The sequence below is a fragment of the Marinobacter sp. CA1 genome (genome assembly GCF_020546665.1).
Classification (GTDB): domain Bacteria; phylum Pseudomonadota; class Gammaproteobacteria; order Pseudomonadales; family Oleiphilaceae; genus Marinobacter; species Marinobacter xestospongiae.
Genome location: NZ_CP071785.1, coordinates 1,417,107 through 1,442,486, shown reverse-complemented (window position 1 = coordinate 1,442,486; position 25,380 = coordinate 1,417,107). Strand labels below are relative to the sequence as shown.

At 61.5% G+C, this 25,380-nt stretch carries 20 protein-coding genes; 9 read left to right on the top strand and 11 right to left on the bottom strand.

All coding sequences use genetic code 11. The features are described 5' to 3' along the window. Positions 1-40: 40 nt before the first annotated feature. The 7 genes from J2887_RS06725 to J2887_RS06695 form a co-directional block, all read right to left on the bottom strand. Positions 41-352 carry an AzlD family protein gene (locus tag J2887_RS06725; protein ID WP_227175217.1) on the bottom strand — a complete coding sequence of 104 codons (312 nt, stop codon included), beginning with the start codon at positions 350-352 and terminating at the stop codon, positions 41-43. Then, a complete protein-coding gene (locus J2887_RS06720; RefSeq protein ID WP_227175216.1) occupies positions 349-1,059 on the bottom strand; it encodes an AzlC family ABC transporter permease in 711 nt (236 codons plus the stop codon). The genes J2887_RS06725 and J2887_RS06720 overlap by 4 nt, the downstream gene beginning before the upstream one ends. A gap of 77 nt (positions 1,060-1,136) precedes the next feature. Beyond that, positions 1,137-1,832 (bottom strand): NAD(P)H-binding protein, encoded by a 696-nt coding sequence (locus tag J2887_RS06715; RefSeq protein ID WP_227175215.1) that lies wholly within the window; start codon positions 1,830-1,832, stop codon positions 1,137-1,139. Positions 1,833-1,945: 113 nt separating this feature from the next. Beyond that, entirely contained in the window at positions 1,946-4,075 is a 2,130-nt protein-coding gene (locus tag J2887_RS06710; RefSeq protein WP_227175214.1) for a TonB-dependent siderophore receptor, read from the bottom strand. Positions 4,076-4,207: 132 nt separating this feature from the next. Then, entirely contained in the window at positions 4,208-5,110 is a 903-nt protein-coding gene (locus J2887_RS06705) for a helix-turn-helix domain-containing protein (RefSeq protein ID WP_227175213.1), read from the bottom strand. Positions 5,111-5,259: 149 nt separating this feature from the next. Then, complete coding sequence (locus J2887_RS06700) at positions 5,260-5,799, bottom strand: hypothetical protein (protein WP_227175212.1); 540 nt, start codon at positions 5,797-5,799, stop codon at positions 5,260-5,262. Positions 5,800-5,949: 150 nt separating this feature from the next. Further along, the gene (locus J2887_RS06695) at positions 5,950-6,732 is read right to left on the bottom strand and encodes a TSUP family transporter (RefSeq protein WP_227175211.1); all 783 of its coding nucleotides are present in this window, start codon (positions 6,730-6,732) and stop codon (positions 5,950-5,952) included. 701 nt (positions 6,733-7,433) lie between these two features. Between J2887_RS06695 and J2887_RS06690 the strand changes: the two genes are divergently transcribed. The 3 genes from J2887_RS06690 to J2887_RS06680 all read left to right on the top strand — a co-directional run bounded on the left by J2887_RS06690 (position 7,434) and on the right by J2887_RS06680 (position 13,643). Next, complete coding sequence (locus J2887_RS06690) at positions 7,434-10,907, top strand: indolepyruvate ferredoxin oxidoreductase family protein (RefSeq protein WP_227175210.1); 3,474 nt, start codon at positions 7,434-7,436, stop codon at positions 10,905-10,907. 127 nt (positions 10,908-11,034) lie between these two features. Beyond that, positions 11,035-12,135 (top strand): Glu/Leu/Phe/Val family dehydrogenase, encoded by a 1,101-nt coding sequence (locus J2887_RS06685; protein WP_227175209.1) that lies wholly within the window; start codon positions 11,035-11,037, stop codon positions 12,133-12,135. Positions 12,136-12,236: 101 nt separating this feature from the next. Next, on the top strand, positions 12,237-13,643 hold the full coding sequence (locus J2887_RS06680; RefSeq protein WP_227175208.1) for a sodium-dependent transporter: 1,407 nt from the start codon (positions 12,237-12,239) through the stop codon (positions 13,641-13,643). A gap of 142 nt (positions 13,644-13,785) precedes the next feature. On the opposite strand, the gene J2887_RS06675 is transcribed toward J2887_RS06680, so the two are convergent. Further along, a complete protein-coding gene (locus tag J2887_RS06675; RefSeq protein WP_227175207.1) occupies positions 13,786-14,514 on the bottom strand; it encodes a murein L,D-transpeptidase catalytic domain family protein in 729 nt (242 codons plus the stop codon). Between the two features lie 156 nt (positions 14,515-14,670). Here J2887_RS06675 and J2887_RS06670 point away from each other — a divergent pair, with 156 nt between their 5' ends. The 3 genes from J2887_RS06670 to J2887_RS06660 all read left to right on the top strand — a co-directional run bounded on the left by J2887_RS06670 (position 14,671) and on the right by J2887_RS06660 (position 17,679). Beyond that, complete coding sequence (locus tag J2887_RS06670; RefSeq protein WP_227175206.1) at positions 14,671-16,281, top strand: L,D-transpeptidase family protein; 1,611 nt, start codon at positions 14,671-14,673, stop codon at positions 16,279-16,281. A gap of 64 nt (positions 16,282-16,345) precedes the next feature. Next, entirely contained in the window at positions 16,346-17,356 is a 1,011-nt protein-coding gene (locus J2887_RS06665) for a DUF1835 domain-containing protein (protein ID WP_227175205.1), read from the top strand. Between the two features lie 152 nt (positions 17,357-17,508). Beyond that, positions 17,509-17,679 (top strand): hypothetical protein, encoded by a 171-nt coding sequence (locus tag J2887_RS06660; protein WP_227175204.1) that lies wholly within the window; start codon positions 17,509-17,511, stop codon positions 17,677-17,679. Between the two features lies 1 nt (position 17,680). On the opposite strand, the gene J2887_RS06655 is transcribed toward J2887_RS06660, so the two are convergent. Next, positions 17,681-18,529, bottom strand: coding sequence for a substrate-binding periplasmic protein (locus tag J2887_RS06655; protein ID WP_227175203.1), 849 nt, complete (start codon positions 18,527-18,529; stop codon positions 17,681-17,683). Positions 18,530-18,806: 277 nt separating this feature from the next. Here J2887_RS06655 and J2887_RS06650 point away from each other — a divergent pair, with 277 nt between their 5' ends. After that, positions 18,807-21,128 carry a putative bifunctional diguanylate cyclase/phosphodiesterase gene (locus tag J2887_RS06650; protein WP_227175202.1) on the top strand — a complete coding sequence of 774 codons (2,322 nt, stop codon included), beginning with the start codon at positions 18,807-18,809 and terminating at the stop codon, positions 21,126-21,128. Between the two features lie 12 nt (positions 21,129-21,140). On the opposite strand, the gene J2887_RS06645 is transcribed toward J2887_RS06650, so the two are convergent. Continuing rightward, the gene (locus J2887_RS06645; RefSeq protein WP_227175201.1) at positions 21,141-21,722 is read right to left on the bottom strand and encodes a DUF1415 domain-containing protein; all 582 of its coding nucleotides are present in this window, start codon (positions 21,720-21,722) and stop codon (positions 21,141-21,143) included. Positions 21,723-21,916: 194 nt separating this feature from the next. Here J2887_RS06645 and J2887_RS06640 point away from each other — a divergent pair, with 194 nt between their 5' ends. Then, positions 21,917-22,195, top strand: coding sequence for a peptidylprolyl isomerase (locus J2887_RS06640; RefSeq protein WP_227175200.1), 279 nt, complete (start codon positions 21,917-21,919; stop codon positions 22,193-22,195). A 79-nt stretch (positions 22,196-22,274) separates the two neighbouring features. Here J2887_RS06640 and J2887_RS06635 read toward each other — a convergent pair whose 3' ends face one another. Further along, positions 22,275-23,225 carry a GGDEF domain-containing protein gene (locus J2887_RS06635; RefSeq protein ID WP_227175199.1) on the bottom strand — a complete coding sequence of 317 codons (951 nt, stop codon included), beginning with the start codon at positions 23,223-23,225 and terminating at the stop codon, positions 22,275-22,277. Positions 23,226-23,472: 247 nt separating this feature from the next. Between J2887_RS06635 and J2887_RS06630 the strand changes: the two genes are divergently transcribed. Beyond that, entirely contained in the window at positions 23,473-25,344 is a 1,872-nt protein-coding gene (locus J2887_RS06630; protein WP_227175198.1) for an acyl-CoA synthetase, read from the top strand. Positions 25,345-25,380: the final 36 nt, after the last annotated feature.

The following is a 25,380-nucleotide window of genomic DNA, read 5'->3' as shown; positions in this document are numbered from 1 at the left end:
GCTTTTGATTAAAGGGCCAGGGCCAGCACCGGCGGCTGCGCTACCAGAACATCCGCGTCAGTGCCGCCATGGCCACACCGGCCGCAATGGCCGGTAGCGGCTTTTTCAGCACCACCACGATCACAGCGGTGGTGAACAGCGCCAGCCGGGCGCCCAGGTCGCCCTCAAACGCCATGGGTACGATGATGGCAATCAGCACCGAACTGGCCATGGTGTTGATAAAGCTCTCGATGCGCGGACTGATCCGCACATAGGACATCAGGTACACCCCGCCCCAGCGGGTCGCAAGGGTAACCAGGCTCATGATGGCGATGACCACCAGGATGCCGGTGGTGGTGGTTTCAATGGTCATGACTCATCCCGCTCCAGCCAGAAATAACCCACCGCGCCGCCGGCGAGTGCCCCCACCACCACGTGGGTGTGAGGCGGCAGCCACCAGAAGGCGGCCATGGCCGCGGCACCAGACACGGTCCAGGCCACCAGGATTCGGGGGGAGGTTTTGCCGCCAAGGGCCATGGACAACAGGAAGCAGCCCAGAACCATATCGAGCCCCAGGCGTTGGGGATCGTCCAGCAGCCCACCGAAGTAGACACCGAGCAACGTCCCCACCAGCCAGGCCAGCCAGATCACCGCGCCGCCGCCAAGAATCACTTCCAGGTTGCGCTTGCCGTTCTGATAGTCCTGAGCGGCAACCGCCCAGTTGGCATCGGTGAGGAACAGCAGGATGCCGTACCGCTTCAGCGGCGGCAGTTGCTTGAGCATCGGGTAGAGCGACGCCCCCATCAACAGGTGACGGGAATTGATGGCAAACACCACCGCCATCATCGGCAATACGGCAATCTCCGGCCCCCACATGTCCAGCACGGCAAACTGGGATGCGCCGGCAAACACCGCCACGCTCATCAGCGAGGACTGAAAGGGCGTCAGGCCAGTCTGTACCGCGGCCAGACCAAACGCAGCGCCGAACGCCACAACGAACAGCGAGATCGGCAGCAGCCGCAGGAATTCAGCGCGGACCCGGTCGGGCTGGAGCTGATAGGGGGTCGATAGTGTGCTCATAATCGCACGCTATGCAATCCAGCGCCGCAAGCGAATAGGTAGAAACCCGTACCTCACCAAGCCAGGCCCGTCTTGCGTCAGTCCACCAGCGGCGCGGCACAAGCCAGGGCGAGCACGTCCTCGTGGCGGCGAATGACGACCTGGGGATCGGCCTGTTTCAGGGCGGCAGGATCAAGGGCTCGAACTTCATTGACCATGGCCTGGGCAACGCGACTCGACTCAATGCCCCGGTAAGCCGACAGCGGGCCGACCATTAGCCGGTTCAGGGTCGGCATCACGGTGGCTAGGGCGGCTTCGCCACGGCGATGCTGCTGACGTTCCCCCAGCAGTAGACCAGGCTGGTAGATCGAGAATTGGGGATAGCCCAGGGCGGCAATCGCATCCTGGATCTGGCCCTTGACGCGGTTGTAGAACACCGGTGAACGGCGGGATGCCCCCACCGCAGACATCAGCAGGAACGCCTTGGCGCCCCGGGCGCGGCCGAGTTTGGCGGCGTGCAGGCAGTAGTCGTGGTCGACACGGCGGAACCGTTGCCGCGAGCCGGCCTGTTTCAGCGTGGTTCCCAGGCAACAGACCAGGGCATCCACTTCGAAGTGGCTGGCCACCGATTCCAGGTGCTCGAAATCCGCCACAACGGCCTTCAGTTTCGGGTGATGGTGATCTAGGGGCTGGCGGGTCACCGTGGTCACCCGGCTGACTTCCGGCAGCGCCAGCAGACCCTCAAGGCAGTGCCGCCCGGTGAGCCCGGTGGCACCCAGCAACAACACGTTCATGGAGCATCTCCGTTGCGCTCAGGTAGTCGACGAAGGCCGGCCCGCAGGTGCGGGCCGGGACCTGTCTGACCATACCACAGCGCACCATCCCTGGCGCGCCGGCTGGGCGCCTGTCAGAACGCGTAGGCGACGCTGGCTTCGACCGTGCGCTCCTCACCAAACCAGCAGTTGAGGGCATCGAAGCAGCTGTAATAGCGCTCATCCATCAGGTTGTTGACGGACAGCCCCAGGGATGTGCCTTTCAGGGCCGCGCTGGCCATGCCCAGATCGTAGCGGATTGCCACATCCACCAGCGTCGCAGACGGGACCTTACCTTCGTTGGTGACCGCATCCAGCTCGGCTTCGCCGATGTAACGCACGCCGGCGCCGGCGGTCAGGCCCCGCAGGGCGCCGTCATAGAAACCGTAGTCTGCCCAGGCCGAAACCATCTGCTCCGGCACCCAGATTGGGGTCTTGCCTTCCAGCCCGGTGTTGTCTTCGGTGACTTCCACATCCTGCAGGGTGTAGGACAACGACAGCAACAGGTTATCGGTGGGCTGCGCCAGCGCTTCCAGCTCAACGCCCTGGGAACGCACCTCACCGGCCTGAATCTTGTCAATGGAGCTGCCGTTGGGGTCGCGGGTGGGCACGTTTTCCTTGTCGATCCGGAACGCCGCCAGGTTCACCTGATGGAGGCCGTCCGCCGACTTGTACTTCACGCCTGCCTCAAGCTGCTCGCCGGTGGACGGATCGAACTCCCTGCCATTGCGGTCTGAGCCAGTCTGGGGTTCGTAGCTTTCGGCGTAATTGAGGTAGGGTGAAAAACCGCCAGGAAGTTCATACAGCACCCCTGCGCGCGCCGATACATTGTCCTGCTCCAGTTTGGAATCCACCCGCTGACCGTACTTCAGGCCTTTCTCGGTGCCTTCAAAATCGTCCCAGCGCACGCCGGCAATCATCACCAGGCGATCCAGCCGGACCTGATCCTGCAGGTACACCCCGAGCTGCTTCTTGTCGATGGTGAAATCGGAGCTGTAGGCAGTGCCGGTCATGTCGATGGTGGCCGCATTGATCTGATAGTAGTCCGGGTGGAACAGGTCGATGTCCGGCGCTGCGGCATCCTCGTAGCGCACATCGGACTCCAGTTCCATGTAGTCCACACCCACCAGCAGGTTGTGTTCCAGAGGGCCGGTGCGGAAGCGGCCTGAGAACTGGTTGTCGACGGTGAATCCGGTGGTTGTCTCATCCGTCAGGTAGGCACGCCGGGACAGGGTGCGGGCGTCCGCCGCCAGCACCGTGCTGTAGGTGTTGGTCTGGTAGGCCTCGGCGTCGGTATAGCGGAAGTTCTGCAGAAAGCGCCAGTTGTCGTTGATGTTGTGATTGATCTTGTACCCTGCCATCAACACTTCTTTATCGAAGGTGTTCCAGTTGGCATCCCCGGAGAAGGCGTCGGTCGGCAGGCGGCCGTTGGGGTTGGGCTTGAACACGGTGGACGCCGGCAGGCTGGTATAGATGCCCATCTCCGGGTCTTTCTGGTAGTACAGGTTGAAGTTGACCAGGGTATCTTCACTGACCTGCCAGTCCACCGAGGGCGCGATCAGGTGGCGTTCTTCCTCAGAGGTTTCGGCCTGACCATCACGGCCACGGGTCAGCGCCACCAGACGGTAGGACAGATCGGAATCACCCAACTGACCGGCACTGTCCACAGAGGCTTCCAGCAGGTTGCGCGAGCCACCGGCCAGCTCGATCCGGTGATCGCTGCGGGTCGACGGTTTCTTGGATATCAGGTTAACCATGCCCCCCGGCGGCATGGCCCCGTACAGGGTTGACGTCGGTCCACGGAACACCTCGACCTGCTCCACCGCCGCCAGGTCCACCTGGGGCTGCAGGTTCCAGTCGTTGTAGAGCAGTTGCAGGCCGTCGTAGTAGTTCTGGTAGTTGATGAAGCCGCGCATGCTGAACAGGTCGATGCGTCCCACCGCACCACCACGCAGCTCGGTGTTCACCCCCGGGGCATAACGCAGCGCCGTGGCCACAGAATCGGCATCCCGCATCTCCAGGACCTGCTGGTCAAGGACACTGATGCTCTGGGGCGTTTCCTCCGGCGCCAGCGCGGTTTTGGTGGCAGTGCTGCGATACGTGTCTCCATACACCGTCAGCTCGTCCAGGGACCCGAGAGTCTCATCGGCCTGGGCAGTGGAAACCAGGGCCAGTCCAATGGCCAGGGAAAGCAGGGAACGCGGTTGGGAAAGTCTTGGGATCATGGGTTACCTGATACTCCTGAATGAAGACATGAAAGCTGACAATTCAAATGCCAATCATTCTTATTCTAGAGATTCTGACAACCACGACTTAACCATTTGGTGCATGATGCATCGGTGTCAGGAAGCCTCTGATTAACGCTCGGGCTCCACCGGCACCCAATACTCCATGCGGGTGGTGGACTGATCCATGGTGAACTCGGGGTGATACACCTCCAGATCGAAGCCGTAGCGGCCACGGTAACCTGACGACGGCAGCCAGTGATGGATAAACCATTCCAGAGTCTTTTCCAGCGCGGCCAAGGGCCCCTGAAACGGAATCACGGCGTATTCCTGCGCCGGCACCGTCAGCCGTGGCAGGTGAGGAGGAGGCTCCAGCCCGTCCGCTTCCACAGTCGCCCAGTAGGGAAAGCTGGCGCCGGAATCCGCCGCTTCGGAAATGTCCATGACGCCAATCAGCGGACGGTCGCTGGGGCGTTCGACCTTGGCCAGCAACTGCTGCCAGAGCGCGGGTACCTTGGTGGCAAAGTCCGGCTGGTCGGCAAACAGGCCGCTTACCTGGCCACACACCCCCACCACATCGAACGCCGGTCGGGTCTCCACCCGAATCTGCAGCATCCGCGGGTTCAGCTCCTCCGGCGGTAACGGCAGGTCACGACTGTGGATGGGCGTGCGCAGGCCGGAACGCTGGCCACGTTTGCGATACTGTCCGGGGCTGCACCCGAACATCTGGCGAAAGCTGCGGCTGAAGCTGATTTCGGAGTCAAAGCCGCAGGCCAGGGCAATGTCCAGCTGTCGCTGGGTACCGGACAGCAGGGCCTCGGCGGCGCGGCTGAGGCGCAATTCCCGGACATACTGGGCCACCGACAGCCCGGTGTGAGCGGCAAAGACCCGCTGAAACTGCCAGCGGGACCAGCCCCCCAGAGCTGCCAGGGCCTGGACCGACAGCGGCTGATCCAGATTGCGGTGAATATGGTCGAGCACACGCTCAATGCGGCTCAGCGGGGTCTGGAGATCGGAGCGGGCATACTGGGGCATCGGGACGGACTCAACGGCTATCAACTCAGAGTCGCCACTCTAAACGATATTACTTCTCGTTTGTATCGTTTCCGGCGACAGCACGCGTTATCAGTTGCTGTCCGTCTCTGTCCGTCTCCGGGCGTGCTCATCTGTCGGGGCCAACTGGCCTAAATGATATGAACCCGCCCATCGCTGCCGGCGAAGGGGTTGTTGACGCTACTGCCCTCCCCTTTCAGCACCGCTTCAGGGTGGTTCTCCAGCATTTCCTGCTCAATTTCCACCGCAAACTTGCGGGGCACATCCACCATCACCAGGTACTTGCCGGCCTCAATCTCGCCATGGAACCGGCGGATCCGGTAGTTCTCCGACGAGATGCCGCCGAAGCCTCCCAACCAGCCGCCCGCCATCACCGCAAACGCTGCCAGCGCCACCCAGGCCAGGGTCGGCCACTGGATGCCCGACCACAGCATCGCAGGCAGGATGAACGACAGGGCCAACACCAGACCGATCAGCATGCCGCGCTCGACAAAGCGGGCCAGATCGGTGCGATCCAGAATGCTGGCACGGTGCAGACGGTGGGTGTACAGACCAGCCTCATCACGGCTGACGATATGGAAGCGGGAATCGCGGATGCCCCGGGCATGCAGGTCGTCGGAGATGTCCTGCACATCGTCAATACGATCCACTACATAGAAAAGCCGTTTCATGACAGCACCTCCCTCGCGCAGAGTCGCGAACGGTCACAGCCCGATTATAAAACAGCCAAATTGTCCCGTCGGCCAATACTCAGACTGTCTGGCGATAGCCGCCGACGGGTTAGTGAATCCGGTAATATCCGTTTTTTACCCGATCTCTGGTCAGGTCAGCCCATTCCACAACCCGACGCAGCTGATCACCAACAGAATCGATCCCAGCACCCGGAAAAAGATCGGCGTCTCCGCCTTCAGCATACGCTCATGAAACCGCAGGCCAATCACATGACCTATGGCGGCGCAGGGCAACAGCCAGAGGTGGTGAATCAGTTGCAGGTCAACTTCCGCCCAGACGAATGCCCCCATCTTGATGGTGACCAGGATGAACCAGAGCGCAAACAGGGTGTCCCGCAGTTTCTCCTTGGGCAGATGCTGGGCCGCCACCGCAATGATCAGCGGCGCGCCAATCAGCGATGTACCGCTGATGTAGCCTCCCAGCATCAGGAACACGGTGTCGACGGCCTTGCTGTTGCTGCGGAACGGCCGGTTGAAAATGTAGGACAGCGAATAGACCGACACGATGGCAAAGATAATGCCGCTCATCACCTGCGCCGGCAGGGTGATCAAGCCAAACACCCCGATCAGCTTTGGCACAATCATGATGGCCAGGATGCGCCGCAGATAGACCCAGTCCACGGTGCCGCCGGCGCTGGCCGGAGCCTCGGCAGTAGCCGCCTGCTTACGGTTGTTCATCACAATGGTCAGGGATGAGAACACCAGCAGGTGTACCGAAATCAGCGGCAGGTACACCAGCGGATCGTTGTGCACCAGCAGCAGAAACGGCAGCGACAGGACCGCACCACCAAACCCCAGTCCGGATCGGACGAAACCGCTCCAGATGAAGATCAGCCCAATCAAAACGTATTGCAGCAACGACAGGTCGGCCATGGGAGTCCTTCTGAGATTGAACGGACCGGGGAGTCTACCTGAGAAGCGCCCCGGGTTCGCCCCGCAATCACCACGATGAACCCCCGATTGGCCCCGGCCCGGCAACGCGACCCAGGTCACACTCCCGCCATCGGACGGTCACTGCGCCTGCTGATCCGTCGCGGCGTGGTCGCCGATTCCCTGGTCCGGAAAACCCCAGAAAAAGCCGGTTGGTACAGCGCCAGGCAGGCCATTTCCGCGCCTCTGGCAAATATCCGCGGGTGAAACCAGACCGACTTTTTGGTTAGAAAATAGTCGTTGACCTCTATAGAAAAAGCATCTAGTTTGGCACTTGGTCGCGCCCCCACAAGGGGTCGCAGACGATGAAATCGTTATGTCGGCCAAAAGCCGAACTACAAAAACAAGACAACCACTGACGCCGTGATCCGGCCGGGTGGGAGAGGATTTCAGAATGTCCACATTATCGGTTACCACAACCGGACTGTGCCCGATGCACGGTCACACCCTCCGCATACCAGACCTTTCTCTGTTACTCGATTCGATACCCCAGGACCCGGGCCTGACGCCAGACGGCACTTGCCTTCCGGTCGCCCTGCGCTGATCCGGACCTGATTCGTTCCTGATTTTCCACCAACACCCTTTTGGCTCAGCAATCTCGCTGCAGCAGGTGTCTGGTTTATCGAGCAGAAAGGTAATTCGTTATGCGTGATGTCAGTCTCAACGATGTGTGGGAGCGCGACGCAGGTCCGATGTACATGACCGGCAGCCAGGCCCTGGCACGCCTCCCCCTGCTGCAGGCCCAGCTTGATCAGCAAAATGGCCTTAACACCGCTGGCTTCATCTCCGGCTATCGCGGCTCCCCACTGGGCGGTTTCGACAAGGTCCTGTGGCAGGCCAAGGACTACCTCAAACAGCGCCACGTGCACTTCCTGCCGGGCGTCAACGAAGACCTGGGCGCCACCGCCGTATGGGGCTCTCAGCAAGTAAACATCTTTGAAGGCGCCAAGTACGATGGCGTCTTCGCACTGTGGTACGGCAAGGGGCCCGGCGTCGACCGCACCGGTGACGTCTTCAAGCACGCCAACGCCGCCGGCAGTTCGCAGTATGGGGGTGTGCTGGCGGTGGCCGGCGATGACCACGCCTGCAAATCGTCCACCCTGCCCCACCAGAGCGACTACGGTTTCGTAGACGCCTCCATGCCGGTGCTCAATCCCAGCGGCGTGCAGGAGATTCTGGATCTCGGTCTCTATGGCTGGGCCATGTCTCGTTACAGTGGCTGTTGGGTCGGGTTCAAGGCCCTGGCGGAAGTGATGGATTCCTCCCTCAGCGCCAACCTCGACCTGAGCCGCATCGACATCCGCATACCGGATAACTTCACTTTGCCCGAGGGCGGTCTCAATGCCCGCTGGCCAGACAAGCCGCTGGCCCAGGAAGAGCGCCTGCACCGCTACAAGCTTGAGGCGGCCAAAGCTTTCGCTCGCGCCAATCGTCTGGACCGGACCGTGGTCAGTGCCAGCAAACCACGATTTGGTATCGTCACCACCGGCAAATCCTATCTGGACACCATCCAGGCCCTGGCGGATCTGGGCCTGGGCGACGCCGAGTGCGAAGCCCTGGGACTGACGGTATATAAGGTCGCCATGCCCTGGCCGCTGGAACCGGAAGGAATTTTCGAGTTCGCCGGCGGCCTCGATGAGATCCTGGTGGTGGAGGAGAAACGCGGCCTGATCGAAGACCAGATCAAAACCCAGCTGTACGGCTGGCAGGATCGCAAGGCTCCACGAATCATCGGCAAACGGGATGAAACCGGCGCCGAACTGCTACGCTCCAACGACGAGCTGACCCCTGCCATGGTGGCGCGGGCGATTGCCGCACGCATCAAGGATCACTACTGCAACGACACCCTGCGCCAGCGGCTGGACTTTCTCACCGAAAAGGAATCCAGCCTGGCGCAACCGAAGGAGCGCCTGGAGCGAACGCCGCATTTCTGCTCGGGCTGCCCCCACAACACCTCCACCCGGGTGCCGGAAGGCAGTCGCGCCCTCGGCGGCATCGGTTGTCACTACATGGCCACCTGGATGGACCGCGGCACGGACACCTTCACCCAGATGGGTGGCGAAGGTGTCACCTGGCTCGGTCAGGCCCCGTTCACCAACCAGAAGCACGTGTTCCAGAACCTCGGTGACGGCACCTACTTCCACTCCGGGCTGCTGGCCATCCGCGCGGCGATCGCCTCCGGCGCCAACATCACCTACAAGATTCTGTACAACGATGCCGTCGCCATGACCGGTGGTCAGCCGGTGGACGGCACCCTGACGGTGCAGCAGATCACCCACCAGCTCAATGGTGAGGGAGTACGCCGGATTGCCGTTGTCAGCGACGACATCGACAAGTACCCCTCGCGGGCGGACTTTGCCGACAGCACCACCTTCCATCACCGTGACGATCTCGATGAGGTTCAACGGGAGATGCGGGAGATTGAGGGCTGCTCGGTGCTGATCTACGACCAGACCTGCGCCGCCGAGAAGCGTCGCCGCCGCAAACGCGGCACCATGACCGACCCGGACCAGCGGGTGATGATCCATGCCGATGTCTGCGAAGGCTGTGGTGACTGCGGCATCCAGTCCAACTGCCTGTCGATCCTGCCCAAGGAGACCGAACAGGGCCGCAAGCGCACCATCGACCAGTCCGCCTGCAACAAGGATTTCAGCTGCGTCCGGGGCTTCTGCCCCAGCTTTGTCACCGTCAAGGGCGGCAAACTCAAGAAGCCTGCCGGTGTGAGTCAGGATGTCGACTTCCCGACCCTGCCGGAACCAACCTTCGTTGGCGAACACGATCCCTACGGCATCCTGCTGACCGGCGTTGGCGGCACCGGCGTGGTCACCGTCAGCGCCCTGCTGGGCATGGCCGCCCACCTGGAAGGCAAGGGCGTGTCGGTGCTGGACCAGGCGGGCCTGGCGCAGAAGTTCGGTGCCGTGGTCAGCCACATTCGCATTGGTGATCGCCAGGAAGACATTCACGCAGTGCGTATTCCGGCCGGTGAGGCCGACCTGATGATGGCCTTCGACCTGATGGTGGCCGCCAGCGACGACGCGCTGGCCAAGCTGGACAACCGCTTCTCCCGCAGCGTGGTCAATACCGAGACCGCAATGCCGGCGGCGTTCACCCGCAACCCGGACCTGCAATACCCCGGTGAGGCCATGGAAACCACCATCCGCGAGGCCTCAAAAGCGGACGGCAGCTGGTTCCTGGATGCCGGCAAGCTGGCCAAAGCACTGATGGGGGATGCCATGGCGGTGAACCTGTTCACCGTGGGTTTTGCCTACCAACAGGGCCTGCTGCCCCTGAAGGCAGCCTCGATTGAACGGGCGATCGAACTCAACAACGTCGCCGTGAACGCCAACAAGCAGGCCTTTGTGTGGGGCCGCCGCGCCGCCCATGACCTGGACGCGGTGATGTCTTTGGCATTCCCGCAGCCCAAGGCCGACGTGGTTCAGGTCATGGAGACCACCGAGCAGCTAATCGAACGCAACAAACGCCACCTGGAAGCGTACCAGAGTGAGAGCTACGCAAAGCGGTACGAGAACCTGGTGCGCAAGGTCGAGAAGGCGGTGGACGCAAAGCTGGGCCGAGATCCCATGCTGGTGCGGGCGGTGGCCGAAAACTACGCCAGGGTATTGGCCTACAAGGACGAGTACGAAGTTGCCCGGCTGTTCAGCAACGGTAGCCTGCTCAAGCAACTGGAAGAGCAGTTTGAGGGTGACTACGAGCTGGAATTCAATCTGGCTCCGCCGCTGTTGTCCCGCGGTAAAGACGGCGCACGCCCCCGCAAACTCCGATTCGGGCCGTGGATGGAGAAGGTGTTCCGGGCTCTGGCCCGGTTCAAGGTCCTGCGCGGCACGCCTCTGGATGTGTTCGGCTACACCGCCGACCGGCGCCTGGAGCGGGCGCTGATCCGCGAGTACGAAGCCGACGTCCACTGGCTGCTCCAGCACCTGAGCCGCGACCATCTGGACGCAGCCCGGGCGCTGGCGGCGCTGCCGGCGAAAGTCCGCGGATACGGACCGGTCAAAGAGGCCGCCTATGAAGCCGCAGCCAGGGAACGCCAACAGTTGCGCCGGGAAATCAACCCCAGCGCTCCCGAACACAACCGGATCGCCAGCGCTGCGGCGTGAACCGATACATCGCATTACGAACTAAACTAACAAGAGAGGGCCGGCCCGGTGATCCCGGAAAGGCCCAAACCAAACCAGCCACTGCCCTCACAAGGGTCGCAGTGGCCAGAAAGCAAGGTGAAACGCCATGAACGTATTCAGCCATCCCGAGTTCGACAACCACGAACAGGTCTCTTTCTTCTGCGATCCCAAAACCGGGCTTAAGGCCATTGTCGCCGTTCACAACAGCTCACGGGGCCCGGCGCTCGGCGGCTGCCGAATGTATCCCTACGCCACCGACGAAGAGGCCCTGCGCGATGTGCTCCGCCTGTCCCGTGGCATGACCTACAAGTCGGCACTCGCCAACCTGGACCTCGGTGGCGGCAAATCGGTCATCATCGGTGATCCCCGCAAGCACAAGACGGAAGAGCTGATGGAGGCCATGGGCCGCTTCCTGGAAACCCTTGGAGGCAGCTACATCGCGGCCGAGGATTCCGGCACCAGCGTCGCCGACCTGAAAATCATGGGACGCCAGACCAGCAATGTCGCCGGCGTCTCCGCCCGCAAAGGCTTTGACGGCAATCCCAGCAATGGGGACCCGTCGCCGGCCACCGCCTATGGCACCTTTGTTGGCCTCAAGGCGGCCGTCAAGCACAAGCTTGGCCGCACCGACCTGACCGGACTGAAAGTGGCCGTTCAGGGCATCGGCAACGTCGGCTATCGCCTGGCGCGCCACCTCCACGAGGCAGGCGCCAAACTGTGGGTGTACGACATCCACCAGGATCAGATGGATCGCGCGGTCGAAGAATTCGGCGCCACACCGGTCAGTGCGGAAGAAATCCTCACCCTGCCGGTGGATGTGGTTGCACCCTGTGCCCTGGGCGCGGTACTGAATGACCAGAGCATTCCGAAACTCAAGGCCACCGTGGTTGCCGGCGCGGCCAACAACCAGCTGGAACACCCCCATCACGATGAAGCGCTGATGAAGCGCGGCATTCTCTACACTCCGGACTTCGTCATCAATGCCGGTGGCATTATTGACGTCTTCCACGAGCGTACCGATCACGATGCCGACAAGGTTCGCGCCCATGTCGAGTCCATCGGTGAAACCCTGGAAGAAATCTTCACCCGCTCCGACCGGGATGGCCGCCCCACCGGCGCCATCGCCAACGAGCTGGCAGAGGAACGCTTCCAGCACATCCCCGCCCAGAAAGATCAGCAACCCGAATCGCTGGCAAAAGCCGGCTAACGGACGCCTGATCAAATGAGCAACGTGTGAACTCCCTGGGGTCGGCCAACCTGGTCGGCCCCTGTCCCCCGAAAACAAAAAGATGTAAGCAGGAGACAGCTATGTCCTATTCTTCCTCCGCCACGGCTTCCGGAACCCTGGAAGGCGCGTCTGCCAGCCGCGGACTCTGGTCCTCCCGGCTGGCTTTCATTCTCGCCGCAACCGGCTCCGCTGTGGGGTTGGGCAACATCTGGAAATTTCCCTACATCACCGGTGAGAATGGTGGCGGTGCCTTTGTACTGGTGTATCTGGTGTGTATCGCGGCCGTGGGTATCCCAATCATGATGGCGGAGGTGCTGATTGGCCGTCGTGGTGGTCACAGTCCGGTCAACAGCCTGCGGCTGATCGCCGAGCGGGACAAGCTCAACCCTGCCTGGAAGATTGCTGGCATCATTGGTGTGCTTGCGGCCTTCCTGATTCTTTCCTTCTACTCCGTGATCGGCGGCTGGGCGGTGTCCTACGTCGGCACCGCGGCCAGTGGCCAACTCGCCGGCGCCACACCGGAGGCGGTCGAAGCAATCTTCACCGGACTGCTGGGCGACCCCGGCACCCTACTGCTGTGGCACACCGTCTTCATGGCCCTGGTGATGGTGGTGGTTGCCCGTGGCGTCCGCTCCGGTCTGGAACGCGCCGTCAGCATCCTGATGCCTGGTCTGTTCATTCTGCTGCTGATTGTCGTTGGCTACGCCATGACCACCGGCCATTTCGGTGAAGCGGTCAGCTTCCTGTTCCAGCCGGACTTCTCCAAGCTGACTACGTCAGGCGTTCTGGTGGCCCTGGGGCATGCCTTCTTCACCCTGAGCCTGGGCATGGCGGTGATGATGGCCTATGGCTCCTACCTGCCGAAGAACATCTCCATCGCCAAGACCTCCATTACCGTGTCCATTATGGATACCGGCGTTGCCCTGCTGGCTGGCCTGGCCATCTTCCCGATCGTATTCGCCAACGGCATGGAGCCGGGCGCCGGCCCGGGCCTGATCTTCCAGACCCTGCCGCTGGCCTTTGGTCAGATGCCGATGGGCACCCTGTTCGGCACCCTGTTCTTCGTGCTGCTGATTTTCGCCGCCTGGACCTCCGGCATTTCTCTGCTGGAACCGCTGGTGGAATGGCTGGAAGAGCAAAAAGGCATGAACCGCACCATCAGTACCCTGGCCGCCGGTATTGCCTGCTGGCTGCTGGGCATTGCCTCAATTCTGTCACTGAACCTGTGGTCCGACGTCACGCCGCTGGGCATGTTTGCGATGTTTGAAGGCAAAACCATCTTCGACCTTCTCGACTTCCTCACCGCCAACATCCTGCTGCCGCTGGGTGGCCTGCTGGTCGCCATCGTCGTGGGCTGGTTCATGTCCAAGCAGGCGGTAGAGAACGAACTGTCGCTGTCCGAGTCCGGCTTCAAGCTGTGGTACAACACCCTGCGCTTCGTCACTCCGATCGCGGTGCTGGTGGTGTTTATCTACAACCTGGCCTGATCAAGGCACGGCTTACAAGCACCCATAAAAAAGGCGTGGCGGTTACTGACCGCCACGCCTTTTTGTTTTAAAGCGTCCCCTGAAGACAGCTCCTGAAAGCCTGGGGCGAAGACCCTGAGTGTCTGGGGTGACGAAACCGTGATTAGCTGTCGCCGCTTGCTGGCCGGCTGCCAGCGTCCGCCACCTGGGCATCATCACAGTTGAGGAACTCGGAGGCCGCCAGCCACTGGGCGTCCGGATAGTAGCTGAACACCAGTTGCCCCCCCTTGAGGTTGTCCACCACCTCCCGGATCATGCCCTGACTGACCGCCGGGCACCCCAGGCTGCGGCCGATGCGGCCATAGTCTTCCACCCAGGATTGCGCCACATAATCGGCACCATGGATCACGATTGCCCGCTGGCGCGCCTGATCGTTGATGCCAGGTTCCAGCCCATCAAGACGCAACGAGTAGCCATGACGGCCCCGATAGCTTTCGCTGGCACGGAACAGGCCGATACTGGACTGGTGGCTGCCCTCAATGTTGGAAAATTCAGTGGCTGCCGCCAGGCCTGAGTTCTTGCCATGGGCGACCCGATCCCGCAGCACCAGCCGGCCCTCGTCCAGATCAAACAGCCACAGCCGGGGCTCGCTGGAAGGCAGAGAATAATCGATCACCGCCAGCCTGCGGGCCTCGGAAACGCCATGGCGAACGGCACACTGGGTGGCCATCAACGCTTTGCCCAGAACCTGTTCATCCAGTGCCGGCGCTGCCTTTACCAGTTGGTGGTAGAGCGCCGAAGGTACCGGATCTGCTAAGCTCCGCAACGGCAATGAAAACGCCAGAACGGCAAACAGACAGTTGAGCAAAGGGGCGTGACGGGTTACGGTCATCCAAGAGGCCTCGGGTCAAATCGCTGGTGTCTGACAGGCGGGATAATCGGCAGGGAATACCGAACAGCAACCCCTGGAAGTCGTCTGGAGCGGCAGATATACCTTCCAGGCAACACTGGCGGATTCTAACAGGGAAATTGAGAACGGCCAGCCCATATGTACAGTTTTCATACAAAACACAACATCACCGCCCTCTGCACCGGGTTGTTGTTGTGGCTGACCGCGCCGCTGACTCAGGCCGGCTTCCGCTTTGATCCCCAGGACTGCATCACCCTGCCGGCACCGGATACGGCGCTGTTTCAGGCCACCCAACGGTTCCAGGATCAGGTTGGCAACGATTTCTGGCACGCGCCCGGCCGTCTGGAGAGCCTGATCCAGCAGCTGGCCGCTCTGACCGCCGATGGCCTGGACCCTCAGCACTATCACATCACCGACCTGCGGGAAGTACTTGGCTTTCGCAACACCTGGGGTTCGCTCAACGACTGCGACGCCGAGCTGGCCTCATTCGCCTATCTCAGCGCCCTGGCGGATCTGGGCTACGGGCGCCCTGCCGATACCGAAGCCGATGCCACCTGGTACTCACCGCAGTTGGGCGATCGCCGTTCGGTCGACAACCTGCTGGCCCTGGCCGGCGGTGGCAGCCAGCCAGTATCCACGACATTTGATCAGACCCGTCCGGCACTGCCCCGGTACCAGAATCTGCGCCAGGCTTACCAGCACGCACGGGAAGCACTGCCGGCGCGCTGGCCCACCCTCGACCCCGGCCCCACCCTGGCGCCGGGTGATCGCACGGCGGAGGTCCGTTTGCTGCGACAGCGGCTGCAGGCCGAAGGCTACGCCGACCTTACCTCGACAACCGATCCGGACCATTTCGATAACGCACTGGCGGAGGCCGTGAAGGCATTCCAGCGACGCCACTACCTGACGGCGGACGGCCGGGTCGGAGACAATACCCGGGCACAACTCAACGTTCAGCCCCAACACCGACTTGCCCAGATTCGCGCCAACCTGGAACGGATGCGGCGGCTGGCGGCCGATCTGGAACAGACCATGTTGCTGGTGGACATCGCCGCCGCCCGCATCGAGTACTACCGTCAGGGTGAGCTGGCGTGGTCTGGCCGCGCCCAGGTTGGCCAGCCATTGCGGGAAACACCACGGCTGAAATCGCTGATCACCCATGTGACGGTCAACCCCAGCTGGACCATTCCCACCACCATCTTTGTGGAGGACAAGCTACCGCTGATCCAGCAGGACCCGGGCTACCTCGAAGACCGCAATATCGGTGTGTTCAACTACCGCGGCGACCGCATCGATGCCGCCGATGTGGACTGGAACAACCCTCGCGGCATACTGCTGCGACAGGCCCCGGGGCCGGGCAATGCCCTCGGTAAGGTGGTGATCCGCTTCTCCAACCCGTTCGCAGTCTACCTGCACGATACGCCGTCGTCCTGGCTGTTCAATACCAACAGCCGTTTTTACAGCTCCGGCTGTGTCCGGGTGGAAGACGCCATGTCCCTGGCCGAAACCCTGATTGGCGACGCCCCAACGCGTTACCGCAAGCAGTTCGAGGAACTGCGCGCCAGCGGCGAATCCCACAACGTACATTTGCCTCGCAGCGTGCCGGTACTGCTGGCGTACTGGACCGCCGAAGCGGACAGCGACGGGCACTTGATGTTCCGGCCGGATGCCTACGACATCGATGCCCCGCTGATCGCCGACGATCCGCTCTTACCGCCGGCGATGGTATCAGCCGATCACACTCACTGAACCGGTGGATCGCCCATCCGGGCTTATCCGGGCAGCCTGAAACGCCACTCCACAGGACCATCCGATGGCTCTCGATGACGATTACAGAACCCTCCATATCCGCTGCGGATCGGACATTCGGCTGACGCTGGAAGCGGCCGGTTTCAGAGGCGATTTCCTCGAGTACGCCGATCCCGTGTGCCAGGGGCCGGTGCTGGATGGCGACGACGCCCTGGAGGCCCGCGCACGCTTTATCAGTAACGCCTACGAGCAAGGTGACGACCAGGCCCTGGCCGCCACCCGGGCGCTGTTGACGGAGTCCGAACAGCGCCTGGCCCGAGCCAGCCAGGACTATCAGCGGGTGGTGCTGTGGTTCGAGCACGACAGCTATGACCAGCTGTTGCTGTGCCGGGTGCTGGACCGCCTGCAACGCAACGGCGTTCCTGACAGGCTGGAGCTGGTGAGCACCGACCACTATCCGGGAATCGAGCGCTTTATCGGCCTCGGCCAACTGGACAGCAAGGCCCTCACAGAGCTCTGGCAGCGGAGAACGGCCGTTACCAAGGCCCAGCTCCAATTGGGCGAGCGGACATGGCATGCCCTGATGCAGCCTGATCCTGGCGCCCTGGCGGCGCTGGTCACCGCTCCGGACACCGCCCACCTGCCTTATCTGGCCGGCGCCCTGCTCCGCCATCTTCAGGAGCTGCCGGGGCTCCACGACGGCTTGAGCCTGACCGAGCGACTGACACTGCAACCACTTCACAGCGGCGACCAGAGCCTTGGTGACCTGTTCCGTATTCAGATGATGGAAACCGAACCCAGACCCTGGCTCGGCGATGCGATGTTCTGGCACATCGTGCGCTGCCTGCTGAAAGCACCGCAGCCACCGCTGGCGCTGGTTGCCGGTTCCAGCCACAGCAACTGGCACCAGCGGGTGGTGACGCTTACCGAGCTGGGCGGGGCGTTGTTGCGCCGCAGGCAGGACTGGATGGAGTGCCAGCCCCCAAGGCGATGGCTGGGAGGCATTGAACTGGGACCGGGGCGACCGGACTGGCGCTGGGATGACCTGAAACAGGCGCCGGCCCTCAAGGCGTGAAGCGAGCGACGATGTTTATAGCCGATTCACAGGCAGCAGCCATCTCACGGGCGTAAAGGTTATTTCCCCGGCATTTCCGGCCGACGTAGGATTAAACCATTGGGGCTTCTCAGAGGCCCTGATGAAGTCTGTCTTCGGTACGGAGAACAACCATGAGAGACGAGCAGTTCAAACAACAGCACCCGGTAATGAATGAAGTCGCACAAACCTACGTCGACCTCTACACCTACCGACCGGATGAAAAGACCCGTCAACAACTGATCAAGCGGGAAGCCCAGTTGCACGACAAACTGGAGCAGATTCTGGCGGAACGGGCGCCCTGATTCAGTTTGGGGACCCGGTGTTTGTATTCCGGTTCACGTCCATGGCCACCCCGTTCGGTTGCAGGTGATACTTTCGAAGCAATTGTTGGTAGTCAGGCCCTGACTTGAGCCGGGCAATCGCCTGGCTGAAGCGTTCCGCCAATGCCTGGCCCTGAGGCAGTTTACGGCTGAAGCCCATGTGGATCGGGTTACTGTTGATCGGCGGATCGACAAACGTCAACTGCCCTGCCCGGCCATACTTCGCGACCTCCAGACGGATCGCAAAGGGATTGCCTACGCCAGCGTCAAACCGCTTGCCAAGAACCATGCGGACCAGAGTCTGCTCATCCAGTACCTCATCCTTGTGCAGATACTCCGCCTGATCAAACTCGGCACCGTAGGAGTACCCGGTGATCACACCAATGAGGTACGGACTGAGGGACTGCAGTTCGCCTTTGAAGTCGACCTGCCGATCCGCTCTCACGAACAGGTGATTGTGCTCCACAGCATGCGGCAGGCTGGTGAAGTACACCATTTTTTGCCGTTCCGGGGTCGGGGTGAACGTGGTGACCATATCCACCTGCCCATTACGCAGGGACTGAAGCACCCGCGGCCAGGACAAGCGGCGATAGGAAATGACGATACCAAGCTGTTCCGCCACCCGGTTCAGAACCTCGATGGAGAAACCGGTCAACGCGTCGTCTTCCCGGAAATAGAATGGCGGGTAGTCAAGCTCCGCCAGCGCTGCCACCAGCACCGGCGAGTCAGACATCGGGTTGGGCGATTCGGGATTTCCCTCTGCAGTTACAGCCGAACACACACTCAGCGAGAGCATCGCCCAAAGGGCAATGCAGACACTACGTAGGGTCAAACACCATCTCCCGCGGCCAGCCGGCCGGATTCGATCAAGTTGCAACGGACTCTGATTGATATTGTTCACGGAATGGCCAGAAATTGCCATGGTTGTTTTTAAAACTCTTGCAAAACCAAACCGAAACCGGCCGCCACCGTCTATGCTTTCCTGTAGGCGTCCATTCCAGCCAACCCCGATGCAATGACCAGCCACCAACGTAACTATGACAGGCAATCCAACACGCTCTTCGCACCGCAGGAAAAAACTTGGGCTGGTTGCCGGGCTGCTGTCACTGGTGGCGATTGCAACCGGCTTCGCTATTGGTATTGTCCAGATTCAGCAGACTGTCACCTCCTATGTCGCTGGCGAAAGCGCCTGGTCCCGTGGCCAGACCACCACCATCCACTACCTCAGCCGCTATACCGAGACCGGCAACCCCACGGATCTGGCCACTGCCCGCCGCTGGCTGGATATCCCGCTTGGAGACCTCGCAGCCCGGGAAGCAATGGATCTTCCTGAACCTGATCTGGAGGCCGCTGAAGACGGCTTCCAGCGTGGATACAATCACCCGGACGATATTCCCGGTCTGATCTGGCTGTATCGCTATTTCTCCGGCTACCCGCCTTTTCGCAAGGCACTGGATGAATGGCGTGCCGCTGACCGGGGCCTGCTGGAGCTTGATGCGATAGCGGACAGGCTGGCCGCCGAATGGCAACGCCCGCAGCCGGATCAACAACGGCTGGCCTCCATGAGAGAGCGGCTGTCACTGCTGAATGAAGATCTCGGCACCAAGGCCACCCGCTTCCGCATCGCCATGACCCAGGCCAGTCACTCCCTGGCCAATCTGCTGACCCTGGCCAGTATGCTGTTTGTCGTCGGCCTGTCGCTGGCGGCGTGGCTTCTGGGAGCCCGGCTGGTACGCCTGCTGCGACGCTCGGAACACCGCTTCAGGGCGATCTTCGAGCAGAGTTCCGTCGGCATTCTCCAGGTAGCGCGCAATGGCGTTCTGCTGGACGCCAACTCGGCCAGTTGCGGGATTCTGGGCTATTCCCGCGAGCGCCTGCTGGCCTGCCGGCTGGAACAGCTGTTTCCCGGTCAGCGGGATGATCCGGACAGCCCGCCCCTGACCGCCAGCCATCACGCCGACGCCCAGGTACGGGAGCTGCGCGCCCTCAAGGGCAACGGCGAAACCATCTGGGCCCGCCTGACCATGACCGAAGTGGTCGACCACAACGGCGATGGGCCCTACGCCATCGTGATGCTGGAGGACATTTCCGAGTCCTATCGGCTGTCCAACGAACTCAGTTACCAGGCCAGCCACGACGCCCTCACCGACCTGCTCAACCGGCGGGCGTTCGAGCACCGGCTTGCCAGCACCCTGGGCCGAGCCCGTAGCGAGCATACCCAGCATGTGCTGTGCTTTGTTGATCTGGACCGGTTCAAGGCGGTCAACGACACCTCCGGACACGGCGCTGGCGACCAGCTCCTGCGCCAGCTGGCAAAGCTGATCCGCTCGGGGGTACGGGACGGCGATGTGGTGGCCCGACTCGGCGGGGATGAGTTTGGTCTGATTCTGGAGAACTGCGATCTGCCGACCGCCCGACCACTGGCGGAAAAACTGCGGAAATCCATTGAGCAGTTCACCTTTACCTGGGAAGGCCGACAACACCGCATCGGTGCGAGTGTCGGGCTCGCTGCCATTGATCGTCACGCGCCAGACATCAGTGCGTTGATGCGAGCGGCCGACATTGCCTGTTACCGCGCCAAGCGTCAGGGCCGCAACCAGGTCTGCGAGGCCGGTGATCAATCCACCCAGGCCCTGGGACAGCCAGCATCTCCGGACTGGCGTTTGATCCTGGAAACCGCCCTGACCGAAGGGCAGTTCCGGCTTTACGGCCAAGAAATCATCGACACCACAGAAAACGCCCCCCATCGACGGCTGGAGGTTCTGCTCCGTCTGGCGCAACAGGACGGCAGCCTGTGCCTGCCCGGCCAGTTTCTGGAACCGGCATTCCAGCTTGGCCTTGGCCCGGCCCTGGATCGCTGGGTAGTCGAGCAGACCCTGTCGCTCCTTCAGGCCCGCCAGGTCCCTGAGTCACAACCGCCGACGATCTGCCACCTGAACCTCTCAGCCGCCTCGGTGATCGACCCGAACTTTATCAATGTCGTTGAAGAGCGGCTTCAGCCGCACCCCTCCCTGGCCAGCCAGCTATGCTTCGAGATCAGTGAAGACACGCTGGTCCACAACCTGACCGATGCACAGGCGCTGATCAAACGACTCGCCCGTCTGGGCAGCCACCTGCTGGTGGATCATTTCGGCGCCAGCCTGAACGCGTTCAGCTACCTGAAAGGATTGCCCGTGGAAGCGGTCAAAATCGATCAGACCTTTGTGACACAGGCGGCCTCGGACCAGACTGAACTGGCCAAGGTGCGCGCCATCCACGACATCTGCCAGTCCATGGGCATACAGTCGATGGCGCTCTGCGTGGAATCCGCCGAAACGGAGCGGCTGCTGAGAAACCTCGGCATCCACTATCTCCAGGGCTTTCTGCTGATGGCGCCACGCCCTCTGGAGAGTCTGCTGGGCACCAACGGCAGGGCTAGCATGGCACCTTAGGGAGCGTCTGATTCAGTCAGAATCGCAGGTCGTATCCCTCTCCGGACCAGCGGCCTGCAGACACTCGACCACCATGGCCCTCATCGCCGGCTCGCCCAGAGACTCCACCCGGTCAATGTTGTTCCGGGGAATCGATTCGATATCCGGATAGCGGGCAATGGCCTGCTCCAGGCTCTGCTCTCGCAACAGATGCATCATCGGATAGGGTGAGCGATTGGTATAGTTCTCCACGGCCTCATTGTCAGTACCGGCGAACTGATAATCCGGGTGGAAGCTGGCGATCTGATAGACACCCTCCAAGCCGAGATGGGCCAACAGGGCTTCGGCATCGGCCAATCCGTCAAGGTAAGCGTCAAACTCCTGCAGCACCCGTGGGTGGATCAGCAGGGTGGTTTCGACGTCGGGATGTTGTTCCAGATGCTGGAGCTCATCATGCACGTCACACAGCAAGGCCTCTTCAGACACAGCCTCGGAGCATACAAAGCGGACACGCTCCTGCACCAGTTCTTTCTTGGCAAACGGACACAGATTGAGCGCAACAACCACACGCTCAACCCATCGGCGTGTGGCATCTATATAGTGGGATTCGTTCAAAGGGCGGGGTCCTGAGGGTAGACAAGGGCGGTCAGTTTACCTGCCGCCGATCGATAAGACACGCGCTCCGGGTGCCGCCGGCAGGCTCGGGGAACCAGAAAGCGCTTGCCAGTGTTGCCGGCGCGAGGCAGCATGCCAGTAGGGGCCAGGTCGGCCCTGTTAGCCCAATGATTAGCAACGATAGGAAAACGAACATGACACAGGCGACAGCACGCCACATCCTGGTCGACAGCGAAGACAAATGCCTCGAACTGAAGACGGCGATTGAAGGCGGCCAGGACTTTGCCGAGGTGGCCAAGCAACACTCTTCCTGCCCTTCCGGCCGTAACGGCGGCGACCTGGGGTCATTTGGCCCGGGCCAGATGGTGCCGGAATTCGACAAAGTGGTCTTCAGTGGTGAACTCAACACTGTCCTGGGCCCGGTGAAGACCCAGTTCGGCTATCACCTGCTGGAAGTGACCAGCCGCGGCTGAGCGGCAGTACACGCTGGTGTGTTTCGGTGCGGCAGCATCCGAGGCCACCGGCGGCTTCCCGGTATCCCTGTGATCCTGATCAGGCCAGGGATACCAGGCGGTTCCGCCCCTGCTGCTTGGCGTTGTAGAGACACTCGTCAACCTGGCGCAGGAAGGCGGTTGGTTCATCACCATGGTCCGGAATCCGTGTGCCCAGCCCCAGGCTCACAGTCAATACCTGGCTGACCGCCGATGACGGGTGCGCAATCTGCAATTTGAAAATCTGGTTGCGACAGCGCTCGGCAATCAGATGCGCAGCCCTGGCATCGGTCTCGGGCAACACCAGAACGAACTCCTCTCCGCCGTAGCGGGCGACAAAATCCCTTGGACGGGTCGCTGCACCAGCCAGTGCCTGGGCTACCTGACGCAAACTCTCATCGCCCTGCACATGCCCGAAATGATCGTTGTACTGCTTGAAGAAATCGATATCCAGCAGAATCAGTGACAGCGGCTGACGATGACGCCGCGCCCGCGCCCACTCCTCGGCGAGGGTTTCATCAAACATTCGGCGATTGGCAACACCCGTCAAACCATCTTTGTAGGACAGTGCCTCCAACTCCTTCTGCAGACGCACCAGCTCAAGTTCGGTGCGTTTCCGTTCATGAATATCGAACATGAAGCCCAGCAACGCCTCCACGTTGCCGTCCTCATCCCGCATGACATGGACCACATCACGAATCCAGCGATATTCACCAGACTTGGTCAAGGCCCGGTAATCGGCCTCATGATCGGCCCCTTCCCGGGACTGGGAGACGCAGAAATCCACAACCCAATGGCGATCGTCCGGGTGCATCCGATTGGCCCAGTCATCAATGGTCACCCAGCTTTCCGGGGACCAGCCCAGAATCTGCTCTATCTGGGGCCCGATATAGACGAACTCCATGGAGTGCCAGTCCAGCTTCCATGGAATGGCTTTGGTGGATTCCAGAAGCGCCTTGTAAATCGTGCTGTCCGCGTCCTGGGCAGTCTGTTGGCACCGGGTTCGGCTCATGGGGACGAATTCCGACGAGTAGGATGGAATACCGGTCAGGTTACTACAGACTTGGGGCAAGGCGAAGCAACGGCAAGTGGCCCGCAACAAGAGCTGACCCAGATCAATCACCGGTGCAACCAGACTGGCCCGTTGTTACAGAAATCCTATACAACGGGTCTTTGCCTGTCGCATTGGTATTGCGAGAATCCAGATAGCAGGCTAACCACAAGCCTGCTCCAGAGACACAACAAAGAGAACCATAATAATGACGTACTCACCCAAGGACACGGTGCAGATCGCCAACCTGGACGACGTTCGGCGTTTCGAGGCCACCCCACTGGCAGAGCGCAACCTGCCAGCCAGCACCTACCAGGCCATCGAACAGGCCGCGACACACTACGGCGACCGCACGGCTCTGACCTTCCTGGCGGCCGGAACCGCCGAGGAAACGCCCATCGAGCTGTCGTTCCGCCAGCTGTTCGCGCGCATTACCCAAACCGCCAACGCGTTCCATGCACTTGGTGTCGAGAGCCAGTCGGTGGTGTCAATGATGCTGCCCAACCTGCCCCAGAGTCATTTCACCATCTGGGGGGCCGAGGCTGCCGGCATCTTCAACCCGATCAATCCGCTGCTGGACGTGGAACACGTCGCCGGCATCCTTCGTGAGGCCAACACCCGAGTCCTCGTAACTCTGGCACAAACCCCCGGCTCCGATCTTTGGGACAAGGCCCTGGCAGTACGGGAACAGGTCCCGAGCCTGCGTTATCTGGTGGCGGTAAACGTCACCGGCGATGCGGCGGATGCCAGCTATCTCTCCGAAACCGTGCTCGACTTTGATCAGCTCATCGCAGCCCAACCCGCTGACCGTCTGCTCAGTGGTCGCCAGATCCAGCCCACGGACATCGCTTCGTATTTCCACACCGGCGGCACCACCGGCACGCCCAAGCTGGCGCCCCACACCCATTTCAACGAGGTCAGCTGCAGCTACCTGATGGGTGCCATCGTCGAGCTGAATGACGCCAGTCGCTGTCTCTGTGGTTTGCCGCTGTTCCACGTCAATGGCGTCTTTGTGACCGGACTCGCGCCCTGGATGCGTGGCGCCCAGGTGATCCTGGCCACCGCGGCGGGTTACCGGACGCCAGCCGTACTGACCAACTTCTGGCACCTGGTGGAAAAGTACCAGGTGACCTTCTTCAGCTGTGTGCCAACCATTCTCAGCGCCCTGCTGGAGGTACCGACGGAAGGTCACGACCTATCCTCTCTCGATGCCGCCCTGTGCGGTGCCGCGCCGCTCGCCACCGAGTTGATGCGCCGGTTTGAGGCCAAGACGGGTATCGTGCTGCTGGAAGGCTATGGCCAGACCGAAGGCACCTGCGCCACCTCCTGCAACCCAAAGTTCGGCGACCGCCGGGTTGGCTCGGTCGGCCTGCCCATGCCTTACACCGGCATCCGCATTGTTGAAGTGGATGACAACGGCCGATGGATTCGCGACTGCGGCACCAACGAGTCCGGCTGCGTCGCCATCAGTGGCCCCAATGTCTTCGCCGGCTACAAACAGCCGGACCAGAACGACGGCCAGTGGGTGGAAGAAGGCTGGTTCAATACCGGCGACCTGGGCCGACTGGACGAAGACGGCTACCTCTGGCTGACCGGGCGCAGCAAGGATCTGATCATTCGAGGCGGCCATAACATCGATCCACAGATGATAGAAGAGGCCTATTACCAACACCCTGATGTCGCGGAGGCCGTCGCCGTCGGTAAGCCCGACCGTCGCGTCGGCGAGTTGCCGGTGCTGTTCGTACAATTGAAACCAGGTGCCAGAGTGTCCGCCGAAGAGCTTCTGGCTCATGGCCGGGAAACCATCCATGAGCGAGCGGCGGTACCCAAGGAAGTCCTGTTCGTCGATCGAGTCCCGCTGACGGCCGTGGGCAAGATCTTCAAACCGGAATTAAGGCACCAACTGGTCGCAGATCTGGTTCGCCAGGAACTGGCTGAACTGCCCCACCCGATTGTCGTTGAGGTGACCGCTGACAAGAAGTTTGGCCAGTGCGTCAACATCACGGCTCCGGATGCCACCCACGAGCAGATACGAACCCAGCTTGCGGACTTTGGCTTCCGGCTCGAGCTGTCGCAGTAACCCCAATCCGCTACCGGTTTTCGTTACAGCCGGTAG